General features: G+C 72.2%; 17 protein-coding genes. 10 read left to right on the forward strand and 7 right to left on the reverse strand.

The features are described from left to right. The first annotated feature begins 35 nt into the window (after positions 1-35). On the forward strand, positions 36-2,879 hold the full coding sequence (gene secA / locus ACZ6IM_RS00080; protein ID WP_052843748.1) for a preprotein translocase subunit SecA: 2,844 nt from the start codon (positions 36-38) through the stop codon (positions 2,877-2,879). A gap of 183 nt (positions 2,880-3,062) precedes the next feature. Here secA and ACZ6IM_RS00085 read toward each other — a convergent pair whose 3' ends face one another. Next, positions 3,063-4,274, reverse strand: a complete 1,212-nt coding sequence (locus ACZ6IM_RS00085) for an Rv3235 family protein (RefSeq protein WP_469553393.1) — start codon at positions 4,272-4,274, stop codon at positions 3,063-3,065. 319 nt (positions 4,275-4,593) lie between these two features. On the opposite strand from ACZ6IM_RS00085, the gene ACZ6IM_RS00090 reads away from it, so the two are divergent. The 3 genes from ACZ6IM_RS00090 to ACZ6IM_RS00100 all read left to right on the forward strand — a co-directional run bounded on the left by ACZ6IM_RS00090 (position 4,594) and on the right by ACZ6IM_RS00100 (position 11,265). Continuing rightward, positions 4,594-5,097, forward strand: coding sequence for a DUF6912 family protein (locus ACZ6IM_RS00090; RefSeq protein WP_052841764.1), 504 nt, complete (start codon positions 4,594-4,596; stop codon positions 5,095-5,097). 58 nt (positions 5,098-5,155) lie between these two features. Next, positions 5,156-5,827: an HAD family hydrolase gene (locus ACZ6IM_RS00095; protein ID WP_052841763.1), complete on the forward strand. Its 672-nt coding sequence runs from the start codon at positions 5,156-5,158 to the stop codon at positions 5,825-5,827. A gap of 476 nt (positions 5,828-6,303) precedes the next feature. Then, positions 6,304-11,265, forward strand: a complete 4,962-nt coding sequence (locus ACZ6IM_RS00100; RefSeq protein WP_469553397.1) for an NAD-glutamate dehydrogenase — start codon at positions 6,304-6,306, stop codon at positions 11,263-11,265. Positions 11,266-11,492: 227 nt separating this feature from the next. On the opposite strand, the gene ACZ6IM_RS00105 is transcribed toward ACZ6IM_RS00100, so the two are convergent. From ACZ6IM_RS00105 to ACZ6IM_RS00120, 4 genes are all read right to left on the reverse strand, one after another. Beyond that, positions 11,493-13,205, reverse strand: a complete 1,713-nt coding sequence (locus tag ACZ6IM_RS00105; RefSeq protein WP_469553400.1) for a glycosyltransferase family 2 protein — start codon at positions 13,203-13,205, stop codon at positions 11,493-11,495. Beyond that, a complete protein-coding gene (locus ACZ6IM_RS00110; protein WP_469553403.1) occupies positions 13,202-15,439 on the reverse strand; it encodes a CDP-glycerol glycerophosphotransferase family protein in 2,238 nt (745 codons plus the stop codon). Before ACZ6IM_RS00110 ends, ACZ6IM_RS00105 begins: the two co-directional genes overlap by 4 nt. 161 nt (positions 15,440-15,600) lie before the next feature. Further along, positions 15,601-16,464: an ABC transporter ATP-binding protein gene (locus ACZ6IM_RS00115; protein ID WP_469553405.1), complete on the reverse strand. Its 864-nt coding sequence runs from the start codon at positions 16,462-16,464 to the stop codon at positions 15,601-15,603. Further along, the gene (locus ACZ6IM_RS00120) at positions 16,457-17,407 is read right to left on the reverse strand and encodes an ABC transporter permease (RefSeq protein ID WP_469553407.1); all 951 of its coding nucleotides are present in this window, start codon (positions 17,405-17,407) and stop codon (positions 16,457-16,459) included. Before ACZ6IM_RS00120 ends, ACZ6IM_RS00115 begins: the two co-directional genes overlap by 8 nt. Before the next feature lie 172 nt (positions 17,408-17,579). Here ACZ6IM_RS00120 and ACZ6IM_RS00125 point away from each other — a divergent pair, with 172 nt between their 5' ends. From ACZ6IM_RS00125 to ACZ6IM_RS00145, 5 genes are all read left to right on the forward strand, one after another. Beyond that, positions 17,580-18,212 (forward strand): TetR/AcrR family transcriptional regulator, encoded by a 633-nt coding sequence (locus ACZ6IM_RS00125; RefSeq protein WP_052841780.1) that lies wholly within the window; start codon positions 17,580-17,582, stop codon positions 18,210-18,212. A gap of 41 nt (positions 18,213-18,253) precedes the next feature. After that, positions 18,254-18,667, forward strand: coding sequence for a nuclear transport factor 2 family protein (locus tag ACZ6IM_RS00130; RefSeq protein ID WP_469553410.1), 414 nt, complete (start codon positions 18,254-18,256; stop codon positions 18,665-18,667). Positions 18,668-18,729: 62 nt separating this feature from the next. Continuing rightward, positions 18,730-19,125: a GNAT family N-acetyltransferase gene (locus ACZ6IM_RS00135; RefSeq protein ID WP_469553412.1), complete on the forward strand. Its 396-nt coding sequence runs from the start codon at positions 18,730-18,732 to the stop codon at positions 19,123-19,125. Between the two features lie 28 nt (positions 19,126-19,153). Then, a complete protein-coding gene (locus tag ACZ6IM_RS00140) occupies positions 19,154-19,765 on the forward strand; it encodes a DinB family protein (RefSeq protein WP_052841755.1) in 612 nt (203 codons plus the stop codon). Continuing rightward, positions 19,762-20,199, forward strand: coding sequence for a glutaredoxin domain-containing protein (locus ACZ6IM_RS00145; protein ID WP_469553413.1), 438 nt, complete (start codon positions 19,762-19,764; stop codon positions 20,197-20,199). Before ACZ6IM_RS00140 ends, ACZ6IM_RS00145 begins: the two co-directional genes overlap by 4 nt. A 28-nt stretch (positions 20,200-20,227) precedes the next feature. Here ACZ6IM_RS00145 and galE read toward each other — a convergent pair whose 3' ends face one another. Both galE and ACZ6IM_RS00155 read right to left on the reverse strand, forming a co-directional pair. Next, positions 20,228-21,208, reverse strand: coding sequence for a UDP-glucose 4-epimerase GalE (gene galE, locus ACZ6IM_RS00150; protein ID WP_052841753.1), 981 nt, complete (start codon positions 21,206-21,208; stop codon positions 20,228-20,230). A 77-nt stretch (positions 21,209-21,285) separates the two neighbouring features. Next, complete coding sequence (locus ACZ6IM_RS00155) at positions 21,286-21,756, reverse strand: MarR family transcriptional regulator (RefSeq protein WP_052841752.1); 471 nt, start codon at positions 21,754-21,756, stop codon at positions 21,286-21,288. Positions 21,757-21,887: 131 nt separating this feature from the next. On the opposite strand from ACZ6IM_RS00155, the gene ACZ6IM_RS00160 reads away from it, so the two are divergent. Further along, the gene (locus ACZ6IM_RS00160; RefSeq protein ID WP_052841751.1) at positions 21,888-22,301 is read left to right on the forward strand and encodes an organic hydroperoxide resistance protein; all 414 of its coding nucleotides are present in this window, start codon (positions 21,888-21,890) and stop codon (positions 22,299-22,301) included. Positions 22,302-22,307: the final 6 nt, after the last annotated feature.

Raw genomic sequence — 22,307 nt, forward strand, 5'->3', positions numbered from 1 at the left:
CGTCCCAGGCCCGACCGGCAAGGAGACCAACCCCCGTGTCCGTCCTCTCCAAGATCATGCGTGCAGGCGAAGGCAAGATCCTGCGCAAGCTGCACCGCATCGCGGACCAGGTCAACTCCATCGAAGAGGACTTCGCTGACCTCTCCGACGCCGAGCTGAGGGCCCTCACCGACGAGTACAAGCAGCGCTACGCCGACGGTGAGAGCCTGGACGACCTGCTGCCCGAAGCCTTCGCCACCGTCCGTGAGGCCGCCAAGCGTGTCCTGGGCCAGCGCCACTACGACGTGCAGATCATGGGCGGCGCCGCCCTGCACATGGGCTACGTGGCCGAGATGAAGACCGGTGAGGGCAAGACCCTCGTCGGCACGCTGCCCGCCTATCTCAACGCCCTGTCCGGCGAGGGCGTGCACATCGTCACGGTCAACGACTACCTGGCCGAGCGCGACTCCGAGATGATGGGCCGCGTCCACAAGTTCCTGGGTCTGGACGTCGGCTGCATCCTCGCCAACCAGACGCCGGCCCAGCGCCGCGAGATGTACGCCTGCGACATCACCTACGGCACGAACAACGAGTTCGGTTTCGACTACCTGCGCGACAACATGGCGTGGTCCAAGGACGAGCTCGTCCAGCGCGGCCACAACTTCGCCATCGTCGACGAGGTCGACTCCATCCTCGTCGACGAGGCCCGTACGCCGCTGATCATCTCCGGCCCGGCCGACCAGGCCACCAAGTGGTACGGCGACTTCGCCAAGCTGGTCACCCGCCTGAAGAAGGGCGAGGCCGGCAACACCCTCAAGGGCATCGAGGAGACCGGCGACTACGAGGTCGACGAGAAGAAGCGCACCGTCGCCATCCACGAGTCGGGCGTGGCCAAGGTCGAGGACTGGCTGGGCATCGACAACCTCTACGAGTCGGTGAACACCCCGCTGGTCGGCTACCTGAACAACGCCATCAAGGCCAAGGAACTGTTCAAGAAGGACAAGGACTACGTCGTCCTCGACGGCGAAGTCATGATCGTCGACGAGCACACCGGCCGTATCCTCGCCGGTCGCCGGTACAACGAGGGCATGCACCAGGCGATCGAGGCGAAGGAAGGGGTGGACATCAAGGACGAGAACCAGACGCTCGCCACGATCACCCTCCAGAACTTCTTCCGCCTCTACAAGCGCCACGACCACAACGGCAAGGAACAGCCCGGTCTGTCCGGCATGACCGGTACGGCGATGACCGAGGCCGCCGAGTTCCACCAGATCTACAAGCTCGGCGTGGTGCCGATCCCGACCAACCGCCCGATGGTCCGCAAGGACCAGTCGGACCTGATCTACCGCACCGAGGTCGCCAAGTTCGAGGCGGTCGTCGACGACATCGAGGAGAAGCACCGCAAGGGTCAGCCGATCCTCGTCGGCACCACCTCGGTCGAGAAGTCCGAGTACCTCTCGCAGCAGCTCAGCAAGCGCGGTGTCCAGCACGAGGTGCTCAACGCCAAGCAGCACGACCGGGAGGCGACGATCGTCGCCCAGGCGGGCCGCAAGGGCGCGGTCACGGTGGCTACGAACATGGCCGGCCGCGGTACGGACATCAAGCTCGGCGGCAACCCCGAGGACCTCGCCGAGGCGGAGCTGCGCCAGCGCGGCCTCGACCCCGAGGAGCACATCGAGGAGTGGGCCGCGGCCCTGCCCGCCGCCCTAGAGCGGGCCGAGCAGGCGGTCAAGGCCGAGTTCGAAGAGGTCAAGGAGCTGGGCGGCCTCTACGTCCTGGGCACCGAGCGGCACGAGTCGCGGCGCATCGACAACCAGCTGCGCGGCCGTTCCGGCCGTCAGGGCGACCCCGGCGAGTCCCGCTTCTACCTCTCCCTGGGCGACGACCTGATGCGGCTGTTCAAGGCCCAGATGGTCGAGCGCGTGATGTCCATGGCGAACGTGCCGGACGACGTGCCGATCGAGAACAAGATGGTCACGCGCGCGATCGCGTCCGCCCAGTCGCAGGTCGAGACGCAGAACTTCGAGACCCGTAAGAACGTCCTGAAGTACGACGAGGTCCTCAACCGCCAGCGCGAGGTCATCTACGGCGAGCGTCGCCGCGTCCTGGAGGGCGAGGACCTGCAGGAGCAGATCCAGCACTTCATGAACGACACGATCGACGCCTACGTGCAGGCCGAGACCGCCGAGGGCTTCCCGGAGGACTGGGACCTCGACCGGCTGTGGGGCGCCTTCAAGCAGCTCTACCCGGTGAAGGTCACCGTCGAGGAGCTGGAGGAGGCGGCCGGCGACCGGGCCGGCCTGACCGCCGACTACATCGCGGAGTCCATCAAGGACGACATCATGGAGCAGTACGAGGCGCGGGAGAAGCAGCTCGGCTCCGAGATCATGCGCGAGCTGGAGCGCCGGGTCGTGCTGTCCGTCCTGGACCGCAAGTGGCGCGAGCACCTCTACGAGATGGACTACCTTCAGGAGGGCATCGGCCTGCGCGCGATGGCGCAGAAGGACCCGCTGGTCGAGTACCAGCGCGAGGGCTTCGACATGTTCCAGGCCATGATGGAGGGCATCAAGGAGGAGTCCGTCGGCTACCTGTTCAACCTGGAGGTCCAGGTCGAGCAGCAGGTCGAGGAGGTCCCCGTCGAGGACGCGGCTCCGTCGCTCGACAAGGGCGCGCAGGACGCGGTTCCGGCCCAGGCGGGCGCCCGTCCGGAGATCCGGGCCAAGGGCCTCGACGCACCGCAGCGCCGGGACCTGCACTTCTCCGCGCCGACCGTGGACGGCGAGGGCGGTGTCGTCGAGGGTGAGTTCACCGACGGCGAGTCCGCGCAGGCCCAGTCCGACGGGCTCACGCGCGCGGAGCGCCGCAAGCAGGCCAAGGGCGGGCGACGCCGCAAGAAGTGACGGTGCGGTGCCCGCGGGCGCCGCAGCGGTGGGAAGGGCCGGTCACCTCGGGTGACCGGCCCTTCGGCCTGTCCTGACACGCCTGTCCTGACACGCCTGTCGTCGTGCTGCCTGCCCCGGCGGGCCTGTCGCGGCCCACCGGCAGAGCGATGGACCGGCAGGCCCGTGGATCGGTGGGAACGGTCAGTCGTCGTCCGCGCGGGGCCGTCGGGGGCCGCCCAGTTCCACCGCCGTGCAGCGCCAGCGCAGGTCCCGGCCCTGCTCCAGGCGGAACGCCATGGCACGCAGCCGGTCGCCCGCGCCGATGCGCGCGAAGACCTCCAGGGCGCCCGGCCGGGGCTCGAAGTAGCCGATGTCGCGGACGACGGGGGCGGCGCCGCGGGTGCGCAGCGGGCCGCGCTCGGCGAGATCGGCGAGATCGTCGTAGGCGCGGCCCACGGTGTGACGGAGCATCGAGTGGACGGGGCGCCGGCCGCTGAGGACGCCGAGGAGAAGCTCGGCGAAGTGGTCGGTGGGGCGCAGCTGCGGGACGGGGCGGCGCGGGGTCTGCACGGGGACGAGGGGCGCCGCGGCGGGCCGGGTGTACGGGCGGGCCACCGGGGCGGCCGGGCGCGCTGCGGGGGCCGCGCCGGTCCGCACGGCGGGGCCCGGGGCGTACGCCGTGGTGGCGCCGGACCCGGGGAGCGTGGCGGCGACGGGTGTCGCGGGGTTCGGCATCGGGCCCGCTCCGGGGGAGCCCGGTGATGTGGCCGGGCCCGTCCTGGTGGCCCGGGCCTGGCCCGGCGTGGGCGGACGGGTGTCCGCCGGGCGCGTACGGGACCGCTGGGGCCGGCCGGGGGAGCCCGGCGGGCGTCCACCGGGTGCCGCGGCACGCGTGACGCGTCCTCCGGGCCTGCGGGGCGGCAGCCCGCCGGACGCGCGCGGCGGGGCTTCGACGGGGCCGGCCGGTGCTTCGCCGGGGCCGCGGGGCAGCAGTCCGCCAGACAGGCGCGGCGGGGCTTCAGCGGGATCGGCCGGTGCCACGCCGGGCCTGCCGGGCGGCAGGCCGTCGGGAGCGTGGGAGGGGGCGTCGGAGGGGCCGCCGCCCCGTGGGATGCGGCCGGGCGGCTGGGGTGCCGGCATGCGGCCGGGGGCGCGGGAGGGGCCGGCGGCGGGGCCGGTCAGGGCTGCGGGGTCGGGTGGCCGGGGGGCGGGATTGGCGCGGGAGCCGGGCGGCTGGGGGGTCGGCATGCGGCCGGGGCTGCGGGGCGGGTTGCCGGCGGGGCCGGTCAGTGGGGGGTGGCCGGGCGGCTGGGGCGTGGGGCCGTGGGGGGTGGGCGGGGTGAGGGAGTCGGCGGGTGCGTTCAGGGGTGGGCGGCTGGGGCGGAGCTGGGTCCTGGTCATGACCTTGCGCATGGGGTCCCCGTTTCGGCGGCCCGGGTGATACCGGGCAGTAACTTCGCGGTCGTGGATCTTGTACGGGGTGGAGGGGTGGCACGGCAAGGAGGTGGGCGGTCGCGTCGAGGGGGGTGAGAAGTTCACCTATCCGAGTGATCGGGACGGTCCGAGAGCCCGGGATACCAGGGGTGGTCCGGGTGAATGCGGGGCCCGGGATGGACGCGTCGGACGCCCTGGGTGGGGACCCGAAAGGGGACACCCGCACGTATCCTGGAGGCTCTCCCGCCGGGCCGCCGAGCGCTCCGGCGGCGTCCCCGACCACGAAAGCGGCAGACTCATGCGCGTCTACGTCCCCCTGACCCTGTCCGGCCTCGCCGAGGCGCACCGGGCGGGGGAGCTGGGGACCGGGCCGCTCGTCGCCTACGCCGTCACGCCGGCGCTGCGCGAGTGGTACCTGTCGGACGACATCGAGGAGCTGGAGTACGCCGCCCTCAACCGGGCCGCCCTGGCCTCGCTGCGGCTGCTGGCGGCCGACCCGGCCACCGCACGGCGCCGGGTCGTGGTCGCCGCCGACGTACCCGACGGCGCAGCCGCGGCCGACCCGGACCGGGGACTCGACCCGGCGGCGCTGGGCGAGGTCCGGGTCACCGGGCCGCTGCCGCTGGCCAAGGCGGCCGCGGTGCACGTCGACTCCGCCGACGCGGAGGCGGACGTGCGCGCTGCGGCCGAGGCCCTCGCGGCGGCGGACGGCGGGGACGACGACGCCCAGTTCGTCGTGGACGGAGCGGAGGACCACGAACTGCTCTGGTACGCGACGCAGGAGATCCCGAACCTGGTCTGACCTGGGCCTTGACGCCGCGGCATCCCGATTGTCAGTGGCGGCGGGTACGTTTTCGGGCATGGGGATGCAGACGGGCGCACACATCGTGTGGGACTGGAACGGCACGCTGTTCCACGACAACGACGCGATCATCGGAGCGACGAACGCGGCGTTCGCCGAGCTGGGGCTGGCGCCGATCACACTGGAGCGGTACCGCGCGCTGTACTGCGTGCCGGTGCCCAAGTTCTACGAGCGGCTGATGGGGCGGCTGCCCACCGACGCCGAGTGGGAGGTCATGGACGCGGCCTTCCAGCGCCACTACAGCGTGCACCGGAGCCGCTGCACGCTCGCCGAGGGCGTCACGGAGCTGCTCGACGGATGGCGGTCGGCGGGGCGCAGCCAGTCGATCCTCAGCATGTACGGCCACGACGAGCTGGTGCCGCTGGTCAAGGGCCTCGGCATCGAGTCCCACTTCATACGCGTCGAGGGACGCACCGGGCCGTCCGGGGGCAGCAAGGCCGAGCACATGGTGCGGCACCTCGCGCAGCTGGCGCTGGCCGGGGTGGAGCCCGCTCGCACGGTGGTGATCGGTGACGCCGCGGACGACGCGGTGGCGGCGCGCCACGTGGGTGCGGGGGCGGTGCTGTACACCGGGGGGTCGCACAGCCGGGCCAGTCTCGAGGGCGTCGGGGTACCGGTGGTGGACACGCTGGGCGAGGCCGTGGTGGTGGCGGAGCGGCTGGCGGGCTGACGCCGGCGCGCGGCGCCGGGGCGGTGCCCGTCACCCGGCCGTAGCCGCAGCTGTGCGGAACGTCCAAGTTGCGGGTCTGCTTTTGTACACATGCGGCTCATGACGGGGAGCCCTCGCGGGGCGATAGCCTTGTGGCGTGATCAGCGCGATAGCTCGCGGGGGCACTGGTGCCCCTGCCCTGCGCCCGGCACACACGGACGACATCCGTGGCCGGGCGGCGGTCGCTGATCCTCGCGGGCGGGACGGGGCATCGAAGACCCCCGGTACGGCGCCGCGCACTCCCCGGACGGTGACGGCGAGAGCGAAGTCACATCCGGTGGGAGCGGCGACATTGGCTGATATGCCCCCGCTCCTCTCATCTTGCGGCATAGCGTCGGAGCAGACCGGACACCCCGTGTCCCGACGTCATGCCGGAAGGCAGGAGACCGTACTTCCTTCTACGTCACGCAACGGCGCGCGACAGGAGTCAGAGGACAATGCAGACCAAGCTGGACGAAGCCAAGGCCGAGCTGCTCGAAAGGGCTGCGCGGGTAGCTGAGAACAGCCCGGTCGGGGGGCACCTACCGACCGGGACGACGGGCGAGGGAACTCCGGACACCCCGGACGGCCCGGACGGCGCCCCGGACTACGCATCCGTGTCCGCGTTCCTCCAGCGCTACTACCGGCACACCGCCCCGGAGGACCTCGCCGACCGCGACCCGGTCGACATCTTCGGAGCCGCCGTCTCGCACTACCGGCTGGCCGAGAACCGCCCGCAGGGCACCGCGAACGTCCGCGTGCACACCCCGACGGTCGAGGAGAACGGCTGGACGTGCAGCCACTCCGTCGTCGAGGTGGTCACCGACGACATGCCCTTCCTCGTCGACTCCGTGACCAACGAGCTGACCCGCCAGGGCCGCGGCATCCACGTCGTCGTCCACCCGCAGATCGTGGTGCGGCGCGACATCGCCGGCAAGCTCGTCGAGGTGCTCGCCGGTCCGCCCACCGCCGACCTGCCGCACGACGCGCACGTCGAGTCCTGGATCCACGTCGAGATCGACCGCGAGACCGACCGCGCCGACCTGAAGCAGATCACCGCCGACCTGCTCCGCGTCCTGAACGACGTCCGCGAGACCGTCGAGGACTGGGGCAAGATGCGGGACGCGGCCGTCCGCATCGCGGACCAGCTGTCGACCGAGGCCACCCCGGAGGACCTCCCCGCGCGCGAGCTGGAGGAGGCCCGCGAGCTGCTGCGCTGGCTGGCCGACGACCACTTCACCTTCCTCGGCTACCGCGAGTACCGGCTGCGCGAGGACGACTCCCTCGCCGCCGTCGCCGGCACCGGCCTCGGCATCCTGCGCTCCGACCCGCACCACGCCATCGACGAGAGCCACCCCGTCAGCCCCTCCTTCGAGCGGCTGCCCGCCGACGCCCGGGCCAAGGCCCGCGAGCACCGGCTGCTGGTGCTGACCAAGGCGAACAGCCGGGCCACCGTGCACCGGCCGTCGTACCTCGACTACGTCGGCGTCAAGAAGTTCGACGAGAACGGCAATGTCGTCGGCGAGCGGCGCTTCCTCGGCCTGTTCTCCTCCGCCGCCTACACCGAGTCCGTCCGCCGGGTGCCGGTGGTGCGCCGCAAGGTGGAGGAGGTGCTGGAGCGGGCCGGCTTCTCGCCCAACAGCCACGACGGGCGGGACCTGCTGCAGATCCTGGAGACGTACCCGCGCGACGAGATGTTCCAGACCTCCGTCGAGGAGCTGGAGCCGATCGTCACCTCCGTGCTCTACCTCCAGGAGCGGCGCCGCCTGCGGCTCTACCTGCGCCAGGACGAGTACGGCCGCTACTACTCGGCTCTCGTCTACCTCCCCCGCGACCGCTACACCACCGGTGTCCGGCTGCGGATCATCGACATCCTCAAGGAGGAGCTCGGCGGCACCAGCGTCGACTTCACGGCCTGGAACACCGAGTCCATCCTGTCCCGGCTGCACTTCGTGGTCCGGGTCCCGCAGGGCACCGAGCTGCCGCACCTGTCCGACGCCGACAAGGAGCGCGTCGAGGCCCGTCTCGTCGAGGCCGCCCGCTCCTGGGCCGACGGGTTCGGCGAGGCGCTGACCGCCGAGTTCGGCGAGGAACGCGCCGCGGAGCTGCTGCGCCAGTACGGGTCCGCCTTCCCCGAGGGCTACAAGGCCGACCACGGCCCGCGCTCCGCGGTCGCCGACCTCGGCCACCTGGAGCAGCTCGACGAGGAGAAGACCTTCGCGCTGAGCCTGTACGAGCCGGTCGGCGCCACGCCCGAGGAACGGCGCTTCAAGATCTACCAGAAGGGCGGCTCGGTCTCCCTGTCCGCCGTGCTGCCGGTGCTCAGCCGGCTCGGCGTCGAGGTCACCGACGAGCGGCCCTACGAGCTGCGCTGCGCGGACCGCACCACGGCCTGGATCTACGACTTCGGCCTGCGCATGCCCAAGTCCCCGGCCGGCGGTGTCGACTACCTCGGTGACGACGCCCGCGAGCGCGTCCAGGACGCCTTCGCCGCCACCTGGACCGGCAAGGCGGAGAACGACGGCTTCAACGCCCTCGTGCTCAGCGCCGGCCTGACCTGGCGCGAGGCGATGGTGCTGCGCGCGTACGCCAAGTACCTGCGGCAGGCCGGTTCGACCTTCAGCCAGGACTACATGGAGGACACCCTCCGCAACAACGTCCACACCACGCGCCTGCTCATCAACCTGTTCGAGGCGCGGATGGCGCCGGAGCGGCAGCGGGCCGGGCGGGAGATCGTCGACGCCCTGCTCGAAGAGGTCGACGCGGCTCTCGACCAGGTCGCCAGCCTCGACGAGGACCGGATCCTGCGGTCCTTCCTCACCGTCATCAAGGCGACGCTGCGGACGAACTTCTTCCAGGAGGCGGCGGGCGGCAAGCCGCACGACTACGTGTCCATGAAGTTCGACCCGCAGGCCATCCCCGACCTGCCCGCGCCGCGCCCGGCGTTCGAGATCTGGGTGTACTCGCCGCGCGTCGAGGGCGTGCACCTGCGCTTCGGCAAGGTCGCCCGCGGTGGTCTGCGCTGGTCGGACCGCCGGGAGGACTTCCGCACCGAGATCCTCGGCCTGGTCAAGGCGCAGATGGTGAAGAACACCGTCATCGTGCCGGTCGGCGCCAAGGGCGGCTTCGTCGCCAAGCAGCTGCCCGACCCGGGCGTCGACCGCGACGCGTGGCTGGCGGAGGGCATCGCCAGCTACAAGACCTTCATCTCGGCGCTGCTCGACATCACGGACAACATGGTGGGCGGCGAGGTCGTGCATCCCGCGGACGTCGTCCGGCACGACGAGGACGACACCTACCTCGTCGTCGCCGCGGACAAGGGCACCGCGAAGTTCTCCGACATCGCCAACGAGGTCGCCGAGTCCTACAACTTCTGGCTCGGTGACGCCTTCGCCTCCGGCGGCAGCGCGGGCTACGACCACAAGGGCATGGGCATCACCGCCCGCGGCGCCTGGGAGTCCGTCAAGCGGCACTTCCGGGAGCTGGGCGTCGACACCCAGACCGAGGACTTCACGGCCGTCGGCATCGGCGACATGTCCGGCGACGTCTTCGGCAACGGCATGCTGCTCAGCGAGCACATCCGCCTGGTCGCCGCCTTCGACCACCGGCACATCTTCATCGACCCGAACCCGGACGCGGCCACCTCGTACGCCGAGCGCCGCCGACTGTTCGAGCTGCCGCGCTCGTCCTGGGAGGACTACAACACCGAGCTGCTGTCGGCGGGCGGCGGCATCTTCCCGCGCACGGCCAAGTCGATCCCGGTCAACGCGCACGTCCGCGACGCCCTCGGCATCGAGGCGGGCATCACCAAGATGACCCCGGCCGAGCTGATGAAGGCGATCCTCAGCTCCCCGGTGGACCTGCTGTGGAACGGCGGCATCGGTACGTACGTCAAGGCGTCCACCGAGTCCAACGCGGACGTCGGCGACAAGGGCAACGACGCCATCCGCGTCGACGGCAAGGACCTGCGGGTCCAGGTCGTCGGCGAGGGCGGCAACCTGGGCCTGACCCAGCTGGGCCGGATCGAGTTCGCGCTGCAGGGCGGCCGGATCAACACCGACGCCATCGACAACAGCGCGGGTGTGGACACCTCCGACCACGAGGTGAACATCAAGATCCTGCTCAACGGTCTCGTCAAGGACGGCGACATGACCGTCAAGCAGCGCAACAAGCTGCTCGCCCAGATGACCGACGAGGTCGGCGCGCTGGTCCTGCGCAACAACTACGCGCAGAACACGGCGATCGCCAACGCGCTCGCGCAGTCCAAGGACATGCTCCACGCCCAGCAGCGCTTCATGCGGCACCTGGTCAGGGAGGGCCACCTCAACCGGGCCCTGGAGTTCCTGCCCACCGACCGCCAGATCCGTGAGCGGCTGAGCAGCGGACACGGCCTGACCGGCCCGGAGACGGCCGTGCTGCTGGCGTACACGAAGATCACGGTCGCCGAGGAGCTGCTGCACACCTCGCTGCCGGACGACCCGTACCTCAAGGGCCTGCTGCACGCCTACTTCCCGTCGGCGCTGCGCGAGCAGTTCGCCGAGCAGGTGGACAGCCACCCGCTGCGCCGCGAGATCACGACGACCGTCCTGGTCAACGACACGGTCAACACGGGCGGTACGACGTATCTGCACCGGATGCGCGAGGAGACCGGCGCGTCGCTCGAGGAGATCGTGCGGGCGCAGACCGCGGCCCGGGCGATCTTCAGCTCCTCCCCGGTGTGGGACGCGGTGGAGGCCCTGGACACCAAGGTCGACGCCGCCGTCCAGACCCGGATCCGGCTGCACTCGCGCCGCCTGGTCGAGCGCGGCACGCGCTGGCTGCTCAACAACCGGCCGCAGCCGTTGGAGCTGGCCGAGACGGTGGACTTCTTCGCCGAGCGGGTCGAGCAGGTGTGGTCGCAGCTGCCGAAGCTGCTGCGCGGCGCGGACGCGGAGTGGTACCAGCACATCCACGACGAGCTGACCGCCGCCGGGGTCCCGGACGAGCCGGCCACGCGGGTGGCCGGGTTCTCCTCGGCCTTCGCGACGCTGGACATCGTGTCGGTGGCCGACCGCATGGGCAGGGAGCCGCTGGACGTCGCCGAGGTGTACTACGACCTCGCCGACCGGCTCGGAGTCACCCAGCTGATGGACCGGATCAGTGATCTGCCCCGTAACGACCGCTGGCAGTCCATGGCCCGCGCGGCGATCCGCGAGGACCTGTACTCGGCGCACGCGTCGCTGACCGCGGACGTGCTGGCGGTGGGCAACGGTACGTCGACGCCGGAGCAGCGGTTCAAGGCGTGGGAGGAGAAGAACGCCGCGATTCTGGGACGGGCGCGGACGACGCTGGAGGAGATCCGGTCGTCGGACGAGTTCGATCTGTCGAATCTGTCGGTGGCCATGCGGACGATGCGGACGCTGCTGCGCACGCATTCGTAGGCGGCGCGGTGCTTAACGCCATTGCCGTGTGAGGTGCCCCGGGCCGGGTTCGGTCCGGGGCACCTTCGTCGTGGCCGGCGTGAGGGTGGGGACGCAGCCCGGCGTCGCGGGGTGCCTCCCCCAGTGCCTGAACGGCCTGGGAGGTACCCCCACCGCCCACCCGTGCCGCCCCAGCGGCACGACTGCCCGCAGCTACGGGGGGGCGGAGGCGGCTGCCCGCAGCTGCGTCAGTGGAGGACGTTGGACACCAGGCGGGCCGCTCTTCGTGTCCTCGGGGTGGACAGGCGGCGTGCGGCCGGGCGGAGTACGGCAGAGGTGGCCCCCGCCGGTCGCCAGGTGATCCGCAGGCGGCCCGGGTTGTGGCCCTCCGGGCTGAGGGTGATCCGGTGCGGGGTGAGGCCGGCGCGGTAGGGGACGCGGGCCGTGAGGGGTGGGAAGGCCGGCGGCGCCAGGAGGATGCCCGTGTGGGTGCGACCCCGATGGCGGAGGCGGAGCACCGGATGGCGGGTGCCGTCGAAGCCCTGGAGCGGGAGCCGGGCCGCCGCCAGGTCCAGGTGGACGCGGCCCTCGAAGAGGCCGGGGCGGACCGGCGAGAGACGGAAGGGGACCGTGAGGCGTCGGCGGCCGGGGGAGAGGTGGAGCACGGCGCGCTGGGGGCCGACGGGGAGGCGCAGGGCCGGGTCGTAGGTGCGGACGGTGAGGTCGACCGACGCACCGGGGCCGCGCGTGATCTCCGTGATCTCGTGCCGGAGCAGGGCGCTGAAGAACGGGCGGGTGTCCAGTTCGAGGTCGGTCAGGTCCAGCTCGCGCCGGGCCTCGGGGGAAGCCGGGACCTCCTCGCCCCAGTACACGCGGCCGCTCTCCCCGTCCGGCGTCACCCGGCGCGGTGCCACGTCGTGGCCGAGTCCCCGGGCCGCCGTCCGTACGTCGGCCAGGCGCCGGTCGCGCAGCAGCCGCAGGACGACGCGTTCGGCGCGGGGCAGCCGGGCGTAGGCGCCCTCGGCGAGCGTGTCGAGGTAGGGGTTCATCAGGTCGGCGAAGGAGGTCAGCCACGCGTCGTCCCGGTAGGGGAGGTCACCGGCGTACATCCGGAAGTCGTGCTTGAGGAACTTGAAGTCCTTGTCCTCGCGCAGCCCCTCGTGCCCGCTCTCGGCCAGGAACGCGTCGATGAGCCGCTGCACGTGGACGCGGTCGCGGACGTTGGTGAGCTTGTGCCGCTGGTTGGAGATGGAGGCGGAGTCGGAGGCCGCGTAGGGGGCTATGTACCAGCGGTAGACCGGCTCGGGGACCACGGTGAACGTCTTGGCCAGGCAGTACGCCTGTGCCGAGAAGAGCTGGTCCTCGTAGTGGATGCCCTCGGGGAAGCGCAGGCCGTGCCGGTCGAGGAAGGCGCGGGCGTACATCTTGCTGGTCGACAGGTGCTCGAAGAACAGCCGCGGGTCGGCCTCGATGCCGTCGAGGGTGCGGCGCTCGGCGACCAGGTGCGGCATCCAGGTCGTACGGCGCCCGCCGTCCACCCGGACGCGGTGCACGGCGCCCATCGCGAAGTCCAGGTCGCGTTCGCGGTGGGCGGCGAGCAGCACCTCGACGGCGCGCTCGGGGAGTTCGTCGTCGCTGTCCAGGAACATCAGGTACGGCGCCCGCGCGATCTCCAGGGCGCGGTTGCGCGGGGCGCTGCACCCGCCGCTGTTGCGCGGCAGCCGGAGGTAGACGATCCGCGGGTCGTGGGCGGCGAGTTCGCGGGCCACTTCCTCGGTCGCGTCCGTCGAGTGGTCGTCGCTGATGACGACCTCGATGTTCGCGTGGGTCTGGCGCAGCACGGACGCGACCGCGCGGGGGAGGCGCTCGGCGTCGTTGTAGACGATGACCGTGACGGTGACGTCCGGGGTCCTCAGGGGGAGGAGTGTGCCCGTGGCCGGGCTCGTGGTGGCTGTCCTCATGACGCGCAGGCCTCCTCTGGGCTCGGGGCCGGGGTGCGGTCCTCGACCGGCAGGACCGGGGGCAGGGTCCGCTCGTCCTCGCCGAGGAAGACCCGGCGCACGACGCGTTCGGCGGCGCGGCCGTCGTCGTACTCGCAGAACCGGCGCCGGAAGGCGGCCCGTGCCTTCGCCGCGCGCTCGTCGTGCCAGGCGTCGGTGGTGAGGATCTCCGTCAGTTCCGCCTGGGTGCGGGCGACCGGTCCGGGAGCCTCGGCCATCAGGTCGAAGTAGACGCCGCGGGTGGTGCGGTACGTCTCCCAGTCGTCGGCGTGGATGACGATCGGGCGGTCGAGGTTGGCGTAGTCGAACATGATCGACGAGTAGTCGGTGACCAGCGCGTCGGCGGCCAGGCACAGTTCCTCGACGGGTTCGTAGGAGGAGACGTCGACGAGGCGGCCGGTGCGGCGCAGGCCCGCCAGCGGGGCCGAGGGGGAGGCGGCGCTGTCGTAGAAGTAGTGGGCACGCACCAGCAGAACCGTTTCCTCGCCGAGTCGGTCGGCGAGGGTGGCGAGGTCGAGGCGCGGGGTCCAGCCGGCCTCGTAGTCGCGGTGGGTGGGCGCGTAGAGGACCGCGCGGCGGCCGGGCGCGATACCGAGGCGGGCGCGGGCCGCGCGGACCTCTGCGGGGCCGGCGATGTAGTACACGTCGTTGCGCGGATAGCCGTGGTCGAGGGAGATGTGGCGGGACGGGTAGGCCCGCTGCCACATGCGGGTCGAGTGGCTGTTGGCGGAGACGCTGTAGTCCCACTTGTCCACGCGCTCCAGGAGCGCCTGGAAGTCCAGGCCGTGGGCGGCGGCGGGGTAGGGCAGCTGGTCCAGGCCCATGCGCTTGAGCGGGGTGCCGTGGTGGGTCTGGAGGTGGACGGTGCCGGGGCGTTTGACCACCGCGTCCGGGAAGTTGACGTTGTTGACCAGGTACTTGGCGCGGGCCAGCACCTCCCAGTAGCGGCGGGTGCCGGGCACGACGTGGTCGGTGCCGGGCGGCAGCAGGGCCGCACCCTGTGCCGTGACCACCCACACCGGGTGGACGTCCGGGGCGAGTTCGGCGAGCTTGGCGGCGACGGCGGCCGGGTTGCAGGCCACCCCGCGGTTCCAGTACGCCGAGAAGACCGCGAGGTGCGGGTCGACCGGACGGGCCAGGGCGCCGCGGTACTGGAGGGTGCGCAGCCGCGTGCCGGCCCGGCGTCTGCCGGTGCGCACGGCGGAGCGCACCCCGCGGCGGGCGTGGTTGGCGGTCTGGAGGGCGCGGTACTTGCCGTAGGCGCCCTCCTCGAGGAGGGACCGGCGTACGCCCTCCAGGCCGGCCTGGCGCCTCAGTCCCTCGGGGCGGTGGCGCCGGGCGGTGACGGACGCCCGGTGGAAGAACTCCCGCGCCACGTCGTCCGGCATCCCGGCGCGGGCGAAGGTGTGCAGGCAGTCGCGGACCATCAGGTCGTACAGGACACCGTGGACGGCGGTCCGGTCGGCGGTGAGGCCCAGGAGCGCCTCGTAGCGGTCGACCAGCGCGTACCGCTGCGCGGGCGTGGGCGGCGGGAGGCTCTCGGGGCGCAGCCGGCGGTCTTCGTACGCCGGGTGCGGCAGGCAGGCGACGCGGTCGGCGAGCAGCAGCGCGGCGTACGCGGCGAACGGCTCGTCCTCGGTGGTCAGGAGCCGCTCGTGGGCCCGCCAGAACGGGGCGCGCACGGCGCGGTTGCCGAGCAGCGGGGTCAGGCGGAGCAGCGCCGCGCGGTCGTCGAGGGCGAGGCCCTCCTCGGCGCGGCCCGCGCGGGTGAGGCGGGGACCGTCGGGGGACGGCAGTCCGGAGGCCCGCCACGAGCTGCGGACGTGGTCGAGGAGCAGGACGTCCACCGTGCCGGGCAGGCCGCCGACGTGCTCGGCGACGGCGGCCGGGGCGCCCACCGGCAGCCCGTCCTTGGCGTGCACGAAGTGCAGCCACCGGCCCTGCGCCCGGGCCGCCCCCGCCGAGCGGGCCGCGGCGTCGCCGGCCCCGTCCGGGAGCGGCAGCACGGTGAAGGCCGGGGCGTGCCGCTCGGCGACCTCCCGCGCCCAGTCCCCGACGGCCGCGACGATCACCTCGACGCCGGTGAGGGGATGCGCGTCCAAGGAGTCGAGGAGGGCGGGCAGGTGGTCCTGGACGTTGCGGCCGTGGACGATGACGCTGAGGTCGGGGGCCGTCTGAGGGGCCGTCTCGGGCATCGCGGGGACTCCTTCGCCTCGGCCTGCGCTGCGTCGCTCCCGGATCACTCCTGTGGTCGGTTTCTATTCGGTCATAGTGACATCAATCGGGCAAAAGGCTTAATCGTGGGCGCCGTGCGTACGCCGCCCGGGGGACGGCGGCCTCCCCGGGGGCGGGACGCTCACGCCACCGACTTCGCCTCGGCGGCGGGCCTGGGGGCCGCCTTGGGAGCCGCCTTGGGTTTCGCCGCCCGGTCCGGCCCGCCGGTGAACTTCTCGTACTCCTTCAGGACCTCCTCCGTCGGTCCGTCCATGCGCAGCTCGCCGCGCTCCAGCCACAGCACCCGGTCGCAGGTGTCCCGGATGGACTTGTTGCTGTGGCTGACCAGGAACACCGTGCCGGCGTGCTTGCGCAGCTCCCGGATGCGTTCCTCGGACCGCTTCTGGAAGGAGCGGTCGCCGGTGGCCAGGGCCTCGTCGACGAGGAGGACGTCGTGGTCCTTGGCGGCGGCGATGGAGAAGCGCAGCCGGGCCGCCATGCCGGAGGAGTACGTGCGCATCGGCAGGGTGATGAAGTCGCCCTTCTCGTTGATCCCCGAGAAGTCGACGATCTCCTGGTACCGCTCCTTGACCTCGGCGCGGGACATGCCCATCGCCAGGCCGCCGAGGTACACGTTGCGCTCGCCGGTGAGATCGTTCATCAGGGCGGCGTTGACGCCGAGCAGGGAGGGCTGGCCGTCGGTGTAGATGCGGCCGTTCTCCACCGGGAGCAGGCCGGCGACCGCCTTGAGCAGCGTCGACTTGCCCGAACCGTTGGTGCCTATCAGGCCGATGGCCTCGCCGCGGTACGCCACGAAGGACACGTTCTTCACCGCGTGCACCCGGCGCACGCCCGCGGCCTTCTCGGTCTTCTCGCGGCGCAGGATGCGGTTGAGGGCGGCGGTCGCGGAGCCGCGGCCGGCACCGGTGCCGTTCACCCGGTAGACGATGTCGACGCCGTCGGCGACGACGGTGGGCACGCGCTCGGCGGGGGTGTTGTCAGCCACGACCGTAGGTCTCCTCGGCCTTCCAGAAGTAGATGAAGCCGCCGATCCCGGCGACCAGGGCCCAGCCCACCGCGAGCGCCCACACGTGCGGCGGCAGCTGGCCGCCGCCGAAGGTGTCGATCAGGGCGAAGCGCATCAGGTCGATGTAGACGACGGCGGGGTTGAGCTGGAGGGCGGTGCCGACCCAGGACGGCAGGCCGCTGTCCGGGCCGGTCATGTGCTCGATGCTGAACATGACGCCCGAGGCGTACATCCAGGTGCGCAGCAGGAACGGCATCAGCTGGGCCATGTCGGGGATCTTCGAGCCCACCCGGGCCATGACCATCGCCACGCCCGCGTTGAACACGAACTGCAGCACCAGGGCCGGGACCGCGAGCACCCAGGACGGGGCCGGCGGCACACCGAACGCCAGCAGGATCACGACCAGGGCCGCCATCGAGAACAGCAGCTGCTGGAGCTGCTGGAGACAGAACGACACCGGCAGCGCCGCCCGCGGGAAGTGCAGGGCGCGGACGAGGCCGAGGTTGCCGGAGATGGCGCGGGTGCCCGCCATGATCGAGCTCTGCGTGAACGTCCACACGAACACGCCGGTGACCAGGAACGGGACGAAGTCCTCCACGCCGCGCTTGGTGTCCATCAGCAGGCCGAAGATGAAGTAGTACACCGCCGCGTTGAGCAGCGGCGTCATCACCTGCCAGACCTGGCCCAGCTTGGCCTGGCTGTACTGGGCGGTGAGCTTGGCGGTGGAGAAGGCGCCGATGAAGTGCCGGCGCGCCCACAGCTGGCGGACGTACTGGCGCAGGGAGGGGCGGGCGCCGCTGACCGACAGCCCGTGCCGGGCGGCGAGCGCCGCGAGGTCGTGGTCGGCGCCGGCGGGGCCGGGCGCGGTGGCGGCCTGGGCCGATGCCCGGGTCGGGGGTGGGGGGTCGAGAACCTGGCTCACATCCGGTGCTTTCGCTCGGGGGAGGGGGCGAGAGGGCGACGCCCGTCGTTCACCCGGGTGACCGTGTGGGTTCACTTACGTCGGGACGGCACCGTATCGTCGTGACGTGAGCGTAGGGCGTGACGACGCCGGAACGCAACCGTTTCGTCGTGACGCCCTATGCTTGACCCGCATGACGACCAACGCCGCCGCCGACGAGCCGCCGCCGCGCCCGCGCCGCCGGGCCCCCGCGGGGGCGGCGGTGCTCCGCGAGGACGTGACGGAGGCCATCCGGGCGGCGGTCTTCGAGGAACTGGCGGCGGTCGGCTACGCCCGGATGTCCATCGAGGGCATCGCGCGCCGTGCGGGCGTCGGCAAGACCGCCGTCTACCGGCGCTGGCGTTCCAAGCTGCACCTGGTGCTCGACATCGTCTCCGCCCTCGCCGTGCAGGGCCTGCCCGCGCCGGACACCGGCTCCCTGGAGGGCGACCTGCGGCTGCTGTACGAGGTGACGTCCCGCGCCCTGCGCCACCCGGTGGCCTCGCAGGTCATCCCCGACCTCCAGGCGGAGGCGGCCCGCAACCCCGACATCGCCGAGGCGCTTCAGAAGACCCTGCGCGAGGGCCAGGACGGCGTCGCCAGCAGGATCCTCGCGGCGGCGGCCGAACGCGGCGAACTGGACCCCGGTCTCGACGCCGACCTGGCCCTCGACCTGATCTCGGGCCCGCTGTACTGGCGCTCCGTGGTCGTCCGCAGCCCGAAGCTGCCGAAGGGCTACCTGGCATCGCTGGCCCGGGCCACTGCGGAGGGCCTGAAGGCGCTCTGAGCCCGGGGCGGATTGTCAGTGGGTCCTGTCACGATGCCCCCATGGAACGTACGGAACCGATGGAGCCCAGGGGCGTGACGGAACCTGCGGCGATCGTGCGGGAGTTCTGGACCCGCATGCAGGCCCGGGACTGGGCGGGCCTCGCCTCGCTGCTCGCCCACGACCTGGTGGTGGAGTGGCCGGTCAGCGCCGAGCGGATCGAGGGCCGGGCGAATTTCGTGAGCGTCAACGCGGAGTACCCGGAGGGCTGGTCGATCGAGGTGATACGCGTCGTGGCCGACGGCGAGACCGTGGTCTCGGAGGTGGAGGTCCCGCACGGGACGATGGGCGTCCACCGGGCCGTGTCCCTGTGGACGGTCCGGGACGGGCGGATAACCGGCGGCCGGGAGTACTGGACGGCACCGGGTTCGGACCCGTCGCCGCAGTGGCGGGCGCGCTTCGTACGGCCGCTGTAGGCGATGCCGTCTCCGGGAGCCCGGGAGCCCGGGAGCCAGGGCCGCCCCCATACGATCGGGCGGTGACGATCACCTACCTGTGGCGCGGAGACGTCGACAACGCCCTCCTCGAAGCACTCCACGCCGACGGCTTCGGTCATCCGGTGGAGGAGACCGACTGGCGCGCGCGACTGGAGCGGCACAGCCTCGGCTGGGTCTGCGCCCGCCAGGACGGCTCGCTGGTCGGTTTCGTCAACGTCGCCTGGGACGGCGGAGCGCACGCCTTCCTCCTGGACACGGTGGTGGCCCGGCACTGCCGGTCCCGCGGGGTGGGCGCCCGGCTGGTCGAGGTCGCCGCCGAACGGGCCCGGGCCGCCGGGTGCGAGTGGCTGCACGTCGACTTCGAGGACCACCTGCGCCCGTTCTACCTGGACGGGTGCGGCTTCGAGGAGACGGCGGCCGGTCTCCTCGCCCTGTGACGCGCCGGGCGGGCGGCACACTGGTGCGATGATCCCGACCGAACCCAAGGCCGATCTCCGCTTCTACCTCCAGGCCGCCCGCGACGCCCTGCTCTGGAAGCTCGACGGGCTCTCGGAGTACGACATACGGCGCCCGGCGACGCCGACCGGCACCAATCTCCTGGGCCTGGTGAAGCACGCCGCCGGTGTGGAGCTGGGGTATCTCGGCGACACCTTCGGACGGCCGTCCGGTGAGCCGCTGCCCTGGCTCGAAGACGGTGCCGGGCCCAACGCGGACATGTGGGCCACCGCCGACGAGTCACGCGCGTACGTCGTGGGGCTGTACCGGCGGGCGTGGGCCCACGCGGACGCGACGATCGACGCGCTGGCGCTGGACACGGTCGGCAGGGTGCCCTGGTGGCCGGCGGGCAAGGACGAGGTGACCCTGCACCATGCCGTGACCCGCGTGATCGCGGACACTCACCGGCACGCCGGCCATGCCGACATCCTCCGGGAGCTGACGGACGGTGCCGTGGGGATGCGCGAGGACAACACCGCGGTGCCGACGGATGATGCGGCGTGGTGGGAGGCGTACCGGGACCGGCTCGAACACGCGGCCCGGGAAGCCGGGCGCCGGGAGACCCCGGGGCAGGCCCGATGAGGCGGGTGTGGACGGGCCCGGTGCTGCTGCTGATCGCCGGAGCGGGGGCCGCGACCGGGCCGGTCGTCCAGGGGCGCCCGGGGACGGGTGCCGTGCTCCTGCTGGTGTTCGTGCTGCTGGCCGGGCTGACCTCGCCCCTGGTGTTTCCGCGGTCCATCGGTGCGCCGGAGGCGCGGCGGCGCAGTGCCGCCGACGGCCGGCCGGTCGTCTTCTGGCGGCCGGGGTGCGCCTACTGCCTGCGGCTGCGCATCCGGCTGGGGCGCAGGGCCCGGCGGCTGCACTGGGTCGACATCTGGCGGGACGAGGACGGAGCGGAGCTGGTGCGGGGGGCCAACGACGGGAACGAGACCGTGCCCACGCTGCTCGTGGCGGGCCGGCCGTACACCAACCCCGATCCCGCGTGGGTGCGCGAGCAGGTCTCCCGGCCCCGCTGATCCGGCGTCGGGGCCCCGTGTCCGGGCGTCAGTCCCGGGCCGCCTCCGGGTGGAGCCGTACCCAGCCCGCCCAGGCCGACGTGATCATGTCCTCGACGTCGTACTTGGCCTTCCAGCCCAGTTCGACGGCGGCGCGGTCCGACGAGGCGACGACGCGGGCCGGGTCGCCGGGGCGGCGGGGCGTGACCGTCGGCGGCTGGTCGTAGCCGGTGAGGGCGTTGATGCGGTCGATCATCTCGCGGACGGAGACGCCCTCGCCCCGGCCGATGTTGAGGGTGAGGGCACGGCCCGGGGAGGACCGCAGGGCGCGGGCCGCCGCCACATGGGCCTCGGCGAGGTCGACGACGTGGATGTAGTCGCGCACGCAGGTGCCGTCCGGCGTCGCGTAGTCGTCGCCGAAGATCCGGGGGGCCGCGGACTCCGTCAGCTTCTCGAAGACCATCGGGACGAGGTTGTAGACGCCGGTGTCGGCCAGCTCCGGGCTCGCCGCGCCCGCCACGTTGAAGTAGCGCAGGGACGCCGTGGCCAGGCCCGCGGCCTTGCCGGTGGCCCGGACCAGCCACTCGCCGGCCAGCTTGGTCTCGCCGTACGGCGACATCGGCACGCAGGGCGTCTCCTCGGTCACGAGGTCGACATCGGGCATGCCGTACACGGCGGCGGAGGAGGAGAAGACGAAGGAGGGGACCTCGGCCTCGGTGACCGCGCCCAGCAGGACGCGCAGGCCCTCGACGTTCTCCCGGTAGTAGTGCAGGGGCAGGTCCACCGACTCGCCGACCTGCTTCTTGGCGGCCAGGTGCACCACGCCGGTGACGGAGTGGTCGGCCAGGGCGCGGGCGACCCGTTCGCCGTCCAGGACCGAGCCCACCACCAGCGGGACGCCGTCGGGCACGCGCTCGGCGATCCCCGTGGACAGGTCGTCGTAGACCACGGCCTTCTCGCCCGCTTCGGTCATCGCCCGTACGACGTGCGCCCCGATGTATCCGGCGCCGCCGGTGATCAGCCAGGTCATTGCGGCCGTCCCCTTCGTTCAGTGGTCCTTGGTAGCCATGATCCGTCATCCGGACGCACGCCGGGCGCCCGCACCCCTCAGGACGGTTCGGGGGCCGGATCGGTGCCGTACGCGTCCAGCGCCGCCGTGAGCCGGTCGAGGCGGGCGCGCAGGTCCTGGACCTCGGTGAGGTCCAGGCCGGTCGCCGCGGAGATCCGGCGCGGCACCTCGACGGCCCGCTCGCGCAGCGCCGCGCCCTCCTCGGTCAGCCGCACCTCCACCGACCGCTCGTCGCGCGCGCTGCGCTCACGCCGCACCAGACCGGCCGCCTCCAGCCGCTTGAGCAGGGGGGACAGCGTGCCGGAGTCGAGACGGAGGTGCTCGCCGAGCTTCTTCACCGGCAGCTCGCCGTGCTCCCACAGCACCAGCATGACCAGGTACTGCGGGTAGGTGAGCCCCAGGTCCTTGAGGACGACGCGGTAGACGCCGCCGAAGGCGCGCGACGCGGCGTTCAGGGAGAAGCAGATCTGCTGGTCCAGGCGGAGCCAGTCGGTGGCGGGCGTGGTCATGCGCTCCAGGGTAGCCGACCTGCCGATGCCCGCAATTGAGTTGTACACAATTAAGTTGCACCCGACTCGATTGAGTGCTCTACTGGGGGCTGTCAGGCACACAGGCCCCTCCCGAAACGGACGGTTCTCCCATGGACGCGCTCTACACCGCCGCCGCCACCGCCACCCACGGCCGCGACGGCCGCACCGTCAGCTCCGACGGCAAGCTCGACCTCGCCCTCGGCATCCCCGTCGAGATGGGCGGCAACGGGGAGGGCACCAACCCCGAGCAGCTGTTCGCCGCCGGGTACGCCGCCTGCTTCGGCAGCGCCCTCGGTGTGGTCGGCCGGGCGGCGAAGGTCGACGTCAGCGACGCCGCGGTGACCGCCGAGGTCGGCATCGGCAAGCAGGGCGAGGGCTTCGCGCTCGCCGTCACCCTCCGGGTCGAGCTGCCCGAGGGCCTCGACGAGGAGACCGGCCGCAAGCTGGTCGAGCAGGCCCACCAGGTCTGCCCCTACTCCAACGCCACCCGCGGCAACATCCCGGTCGACCTCGTCGTCGAGTAGTCACCC

It is taken from the genome of Streptomyces sp. NPDC042336 (genome assembly GCF_055581985.1).

What these genes read in the sequence shown, in the direction of transcription:
- ACZ6IM_RS00145 (WP_469553413.1), top strand. Translation starts at nt 19,762, where the DNA reads ATGAGGCGGGTGTGGACGGGCCCGGTGCTGCTGCTGATCGCCGGAGCG.
- ACZ6IM_RS00160 (WP_052841751.1), top strand. Translation starts at nt 21,888, where the DNA reads ATGGACGCGCTCTACACCGCCGCCGCCACCGCCACCCACGGCCGCGAC.
- ACZ6IM_RS00100 (WP_469553397.1), top strand. Translation starts at nt 6,304, where the DNA reads ATGCAGACCAAGCTGGACGAAGCCAAGGCCGAGCTGCTCGAAAGGGCT.
- ACZ6IM_RS00155 (WP_052841752.1), bottom strand. Translation starts at nt 21,756, where the DNA reads ATGACCACGCCCGCCACCGACTGGCTCCGCCTGGACCAGCAGATCTGC.
- galE (WP_052841753.1), bottom strand. Translation starts at nt 21,208, where the DNA reads ATGACCTGGCTGATCACCGGCGGCGCCGGATACATCGGGGCGCACGTC.
- ACZ6IM_RS00130 (WP_469553410.1), top strand. Translation starts at nt 18,254, where the DNA reads ATGGAACGTACGGAACCGATGGAGCCCAGGGGCGTGACGGAACCTGCG.
- ACZ6IM_RS00140 (WP_052841755.1), top strand. Translation starts at nt 19,154, where the DNA reads ATGATCCCGACCGAACCCAAGGCCGATCTCCGCTTCTACCTCCAGGCC.
- ACZ6IM_RS00090 (WP_052841764.1), top strand. Translation starts at nt 4,594, where the DNA reads ATGCGCGTCTACGTCCCCCTGACCCTGTCCGGCCTCGCCGAGGCGCAC.
- ACZ6IM_RS00105 (WP_469553400.1), bottom strand. Translation starts at nt 13,205, where the DNA reads ATGAGGACAGCCACCACGAGCCCGGCCACGGGCACACTCCTCCCCCTG.
- ACZ6IM_RS00085 (WP_469553393.1), bottom strand. Translation starts at nt 4,274, where the DNA reads ATGCGCAAGGTCATGACCAGGACCCAGCTCCGCCCCAGCCGCCCACCC.
- ACZ6IM_RS00110 (WP_469553403.1), bottom strand. Translation starts at nt 15,439, where the DNA reads ATGCCCGAGACGGCCCCTCAGACGGCCCCCGACCTCAGCGTCATCGTC.
- ACZ6IM_RS00095 (WP_052841763.1), top strand. Translation starts at nt 5,156, where the DNA reads ATGGGGATGCAGACGGGCGCACACATCGTGTGGGACTGGAACGGCACG.
- ACZ6IM_RS00125 (WP_052841780.1), top strand. Translation starts at nt 17,580, where the DNA reads ATGACGACCAACGCCGCCGCCGACGAGCCGCCGCCGCGCCCGCGCCGC.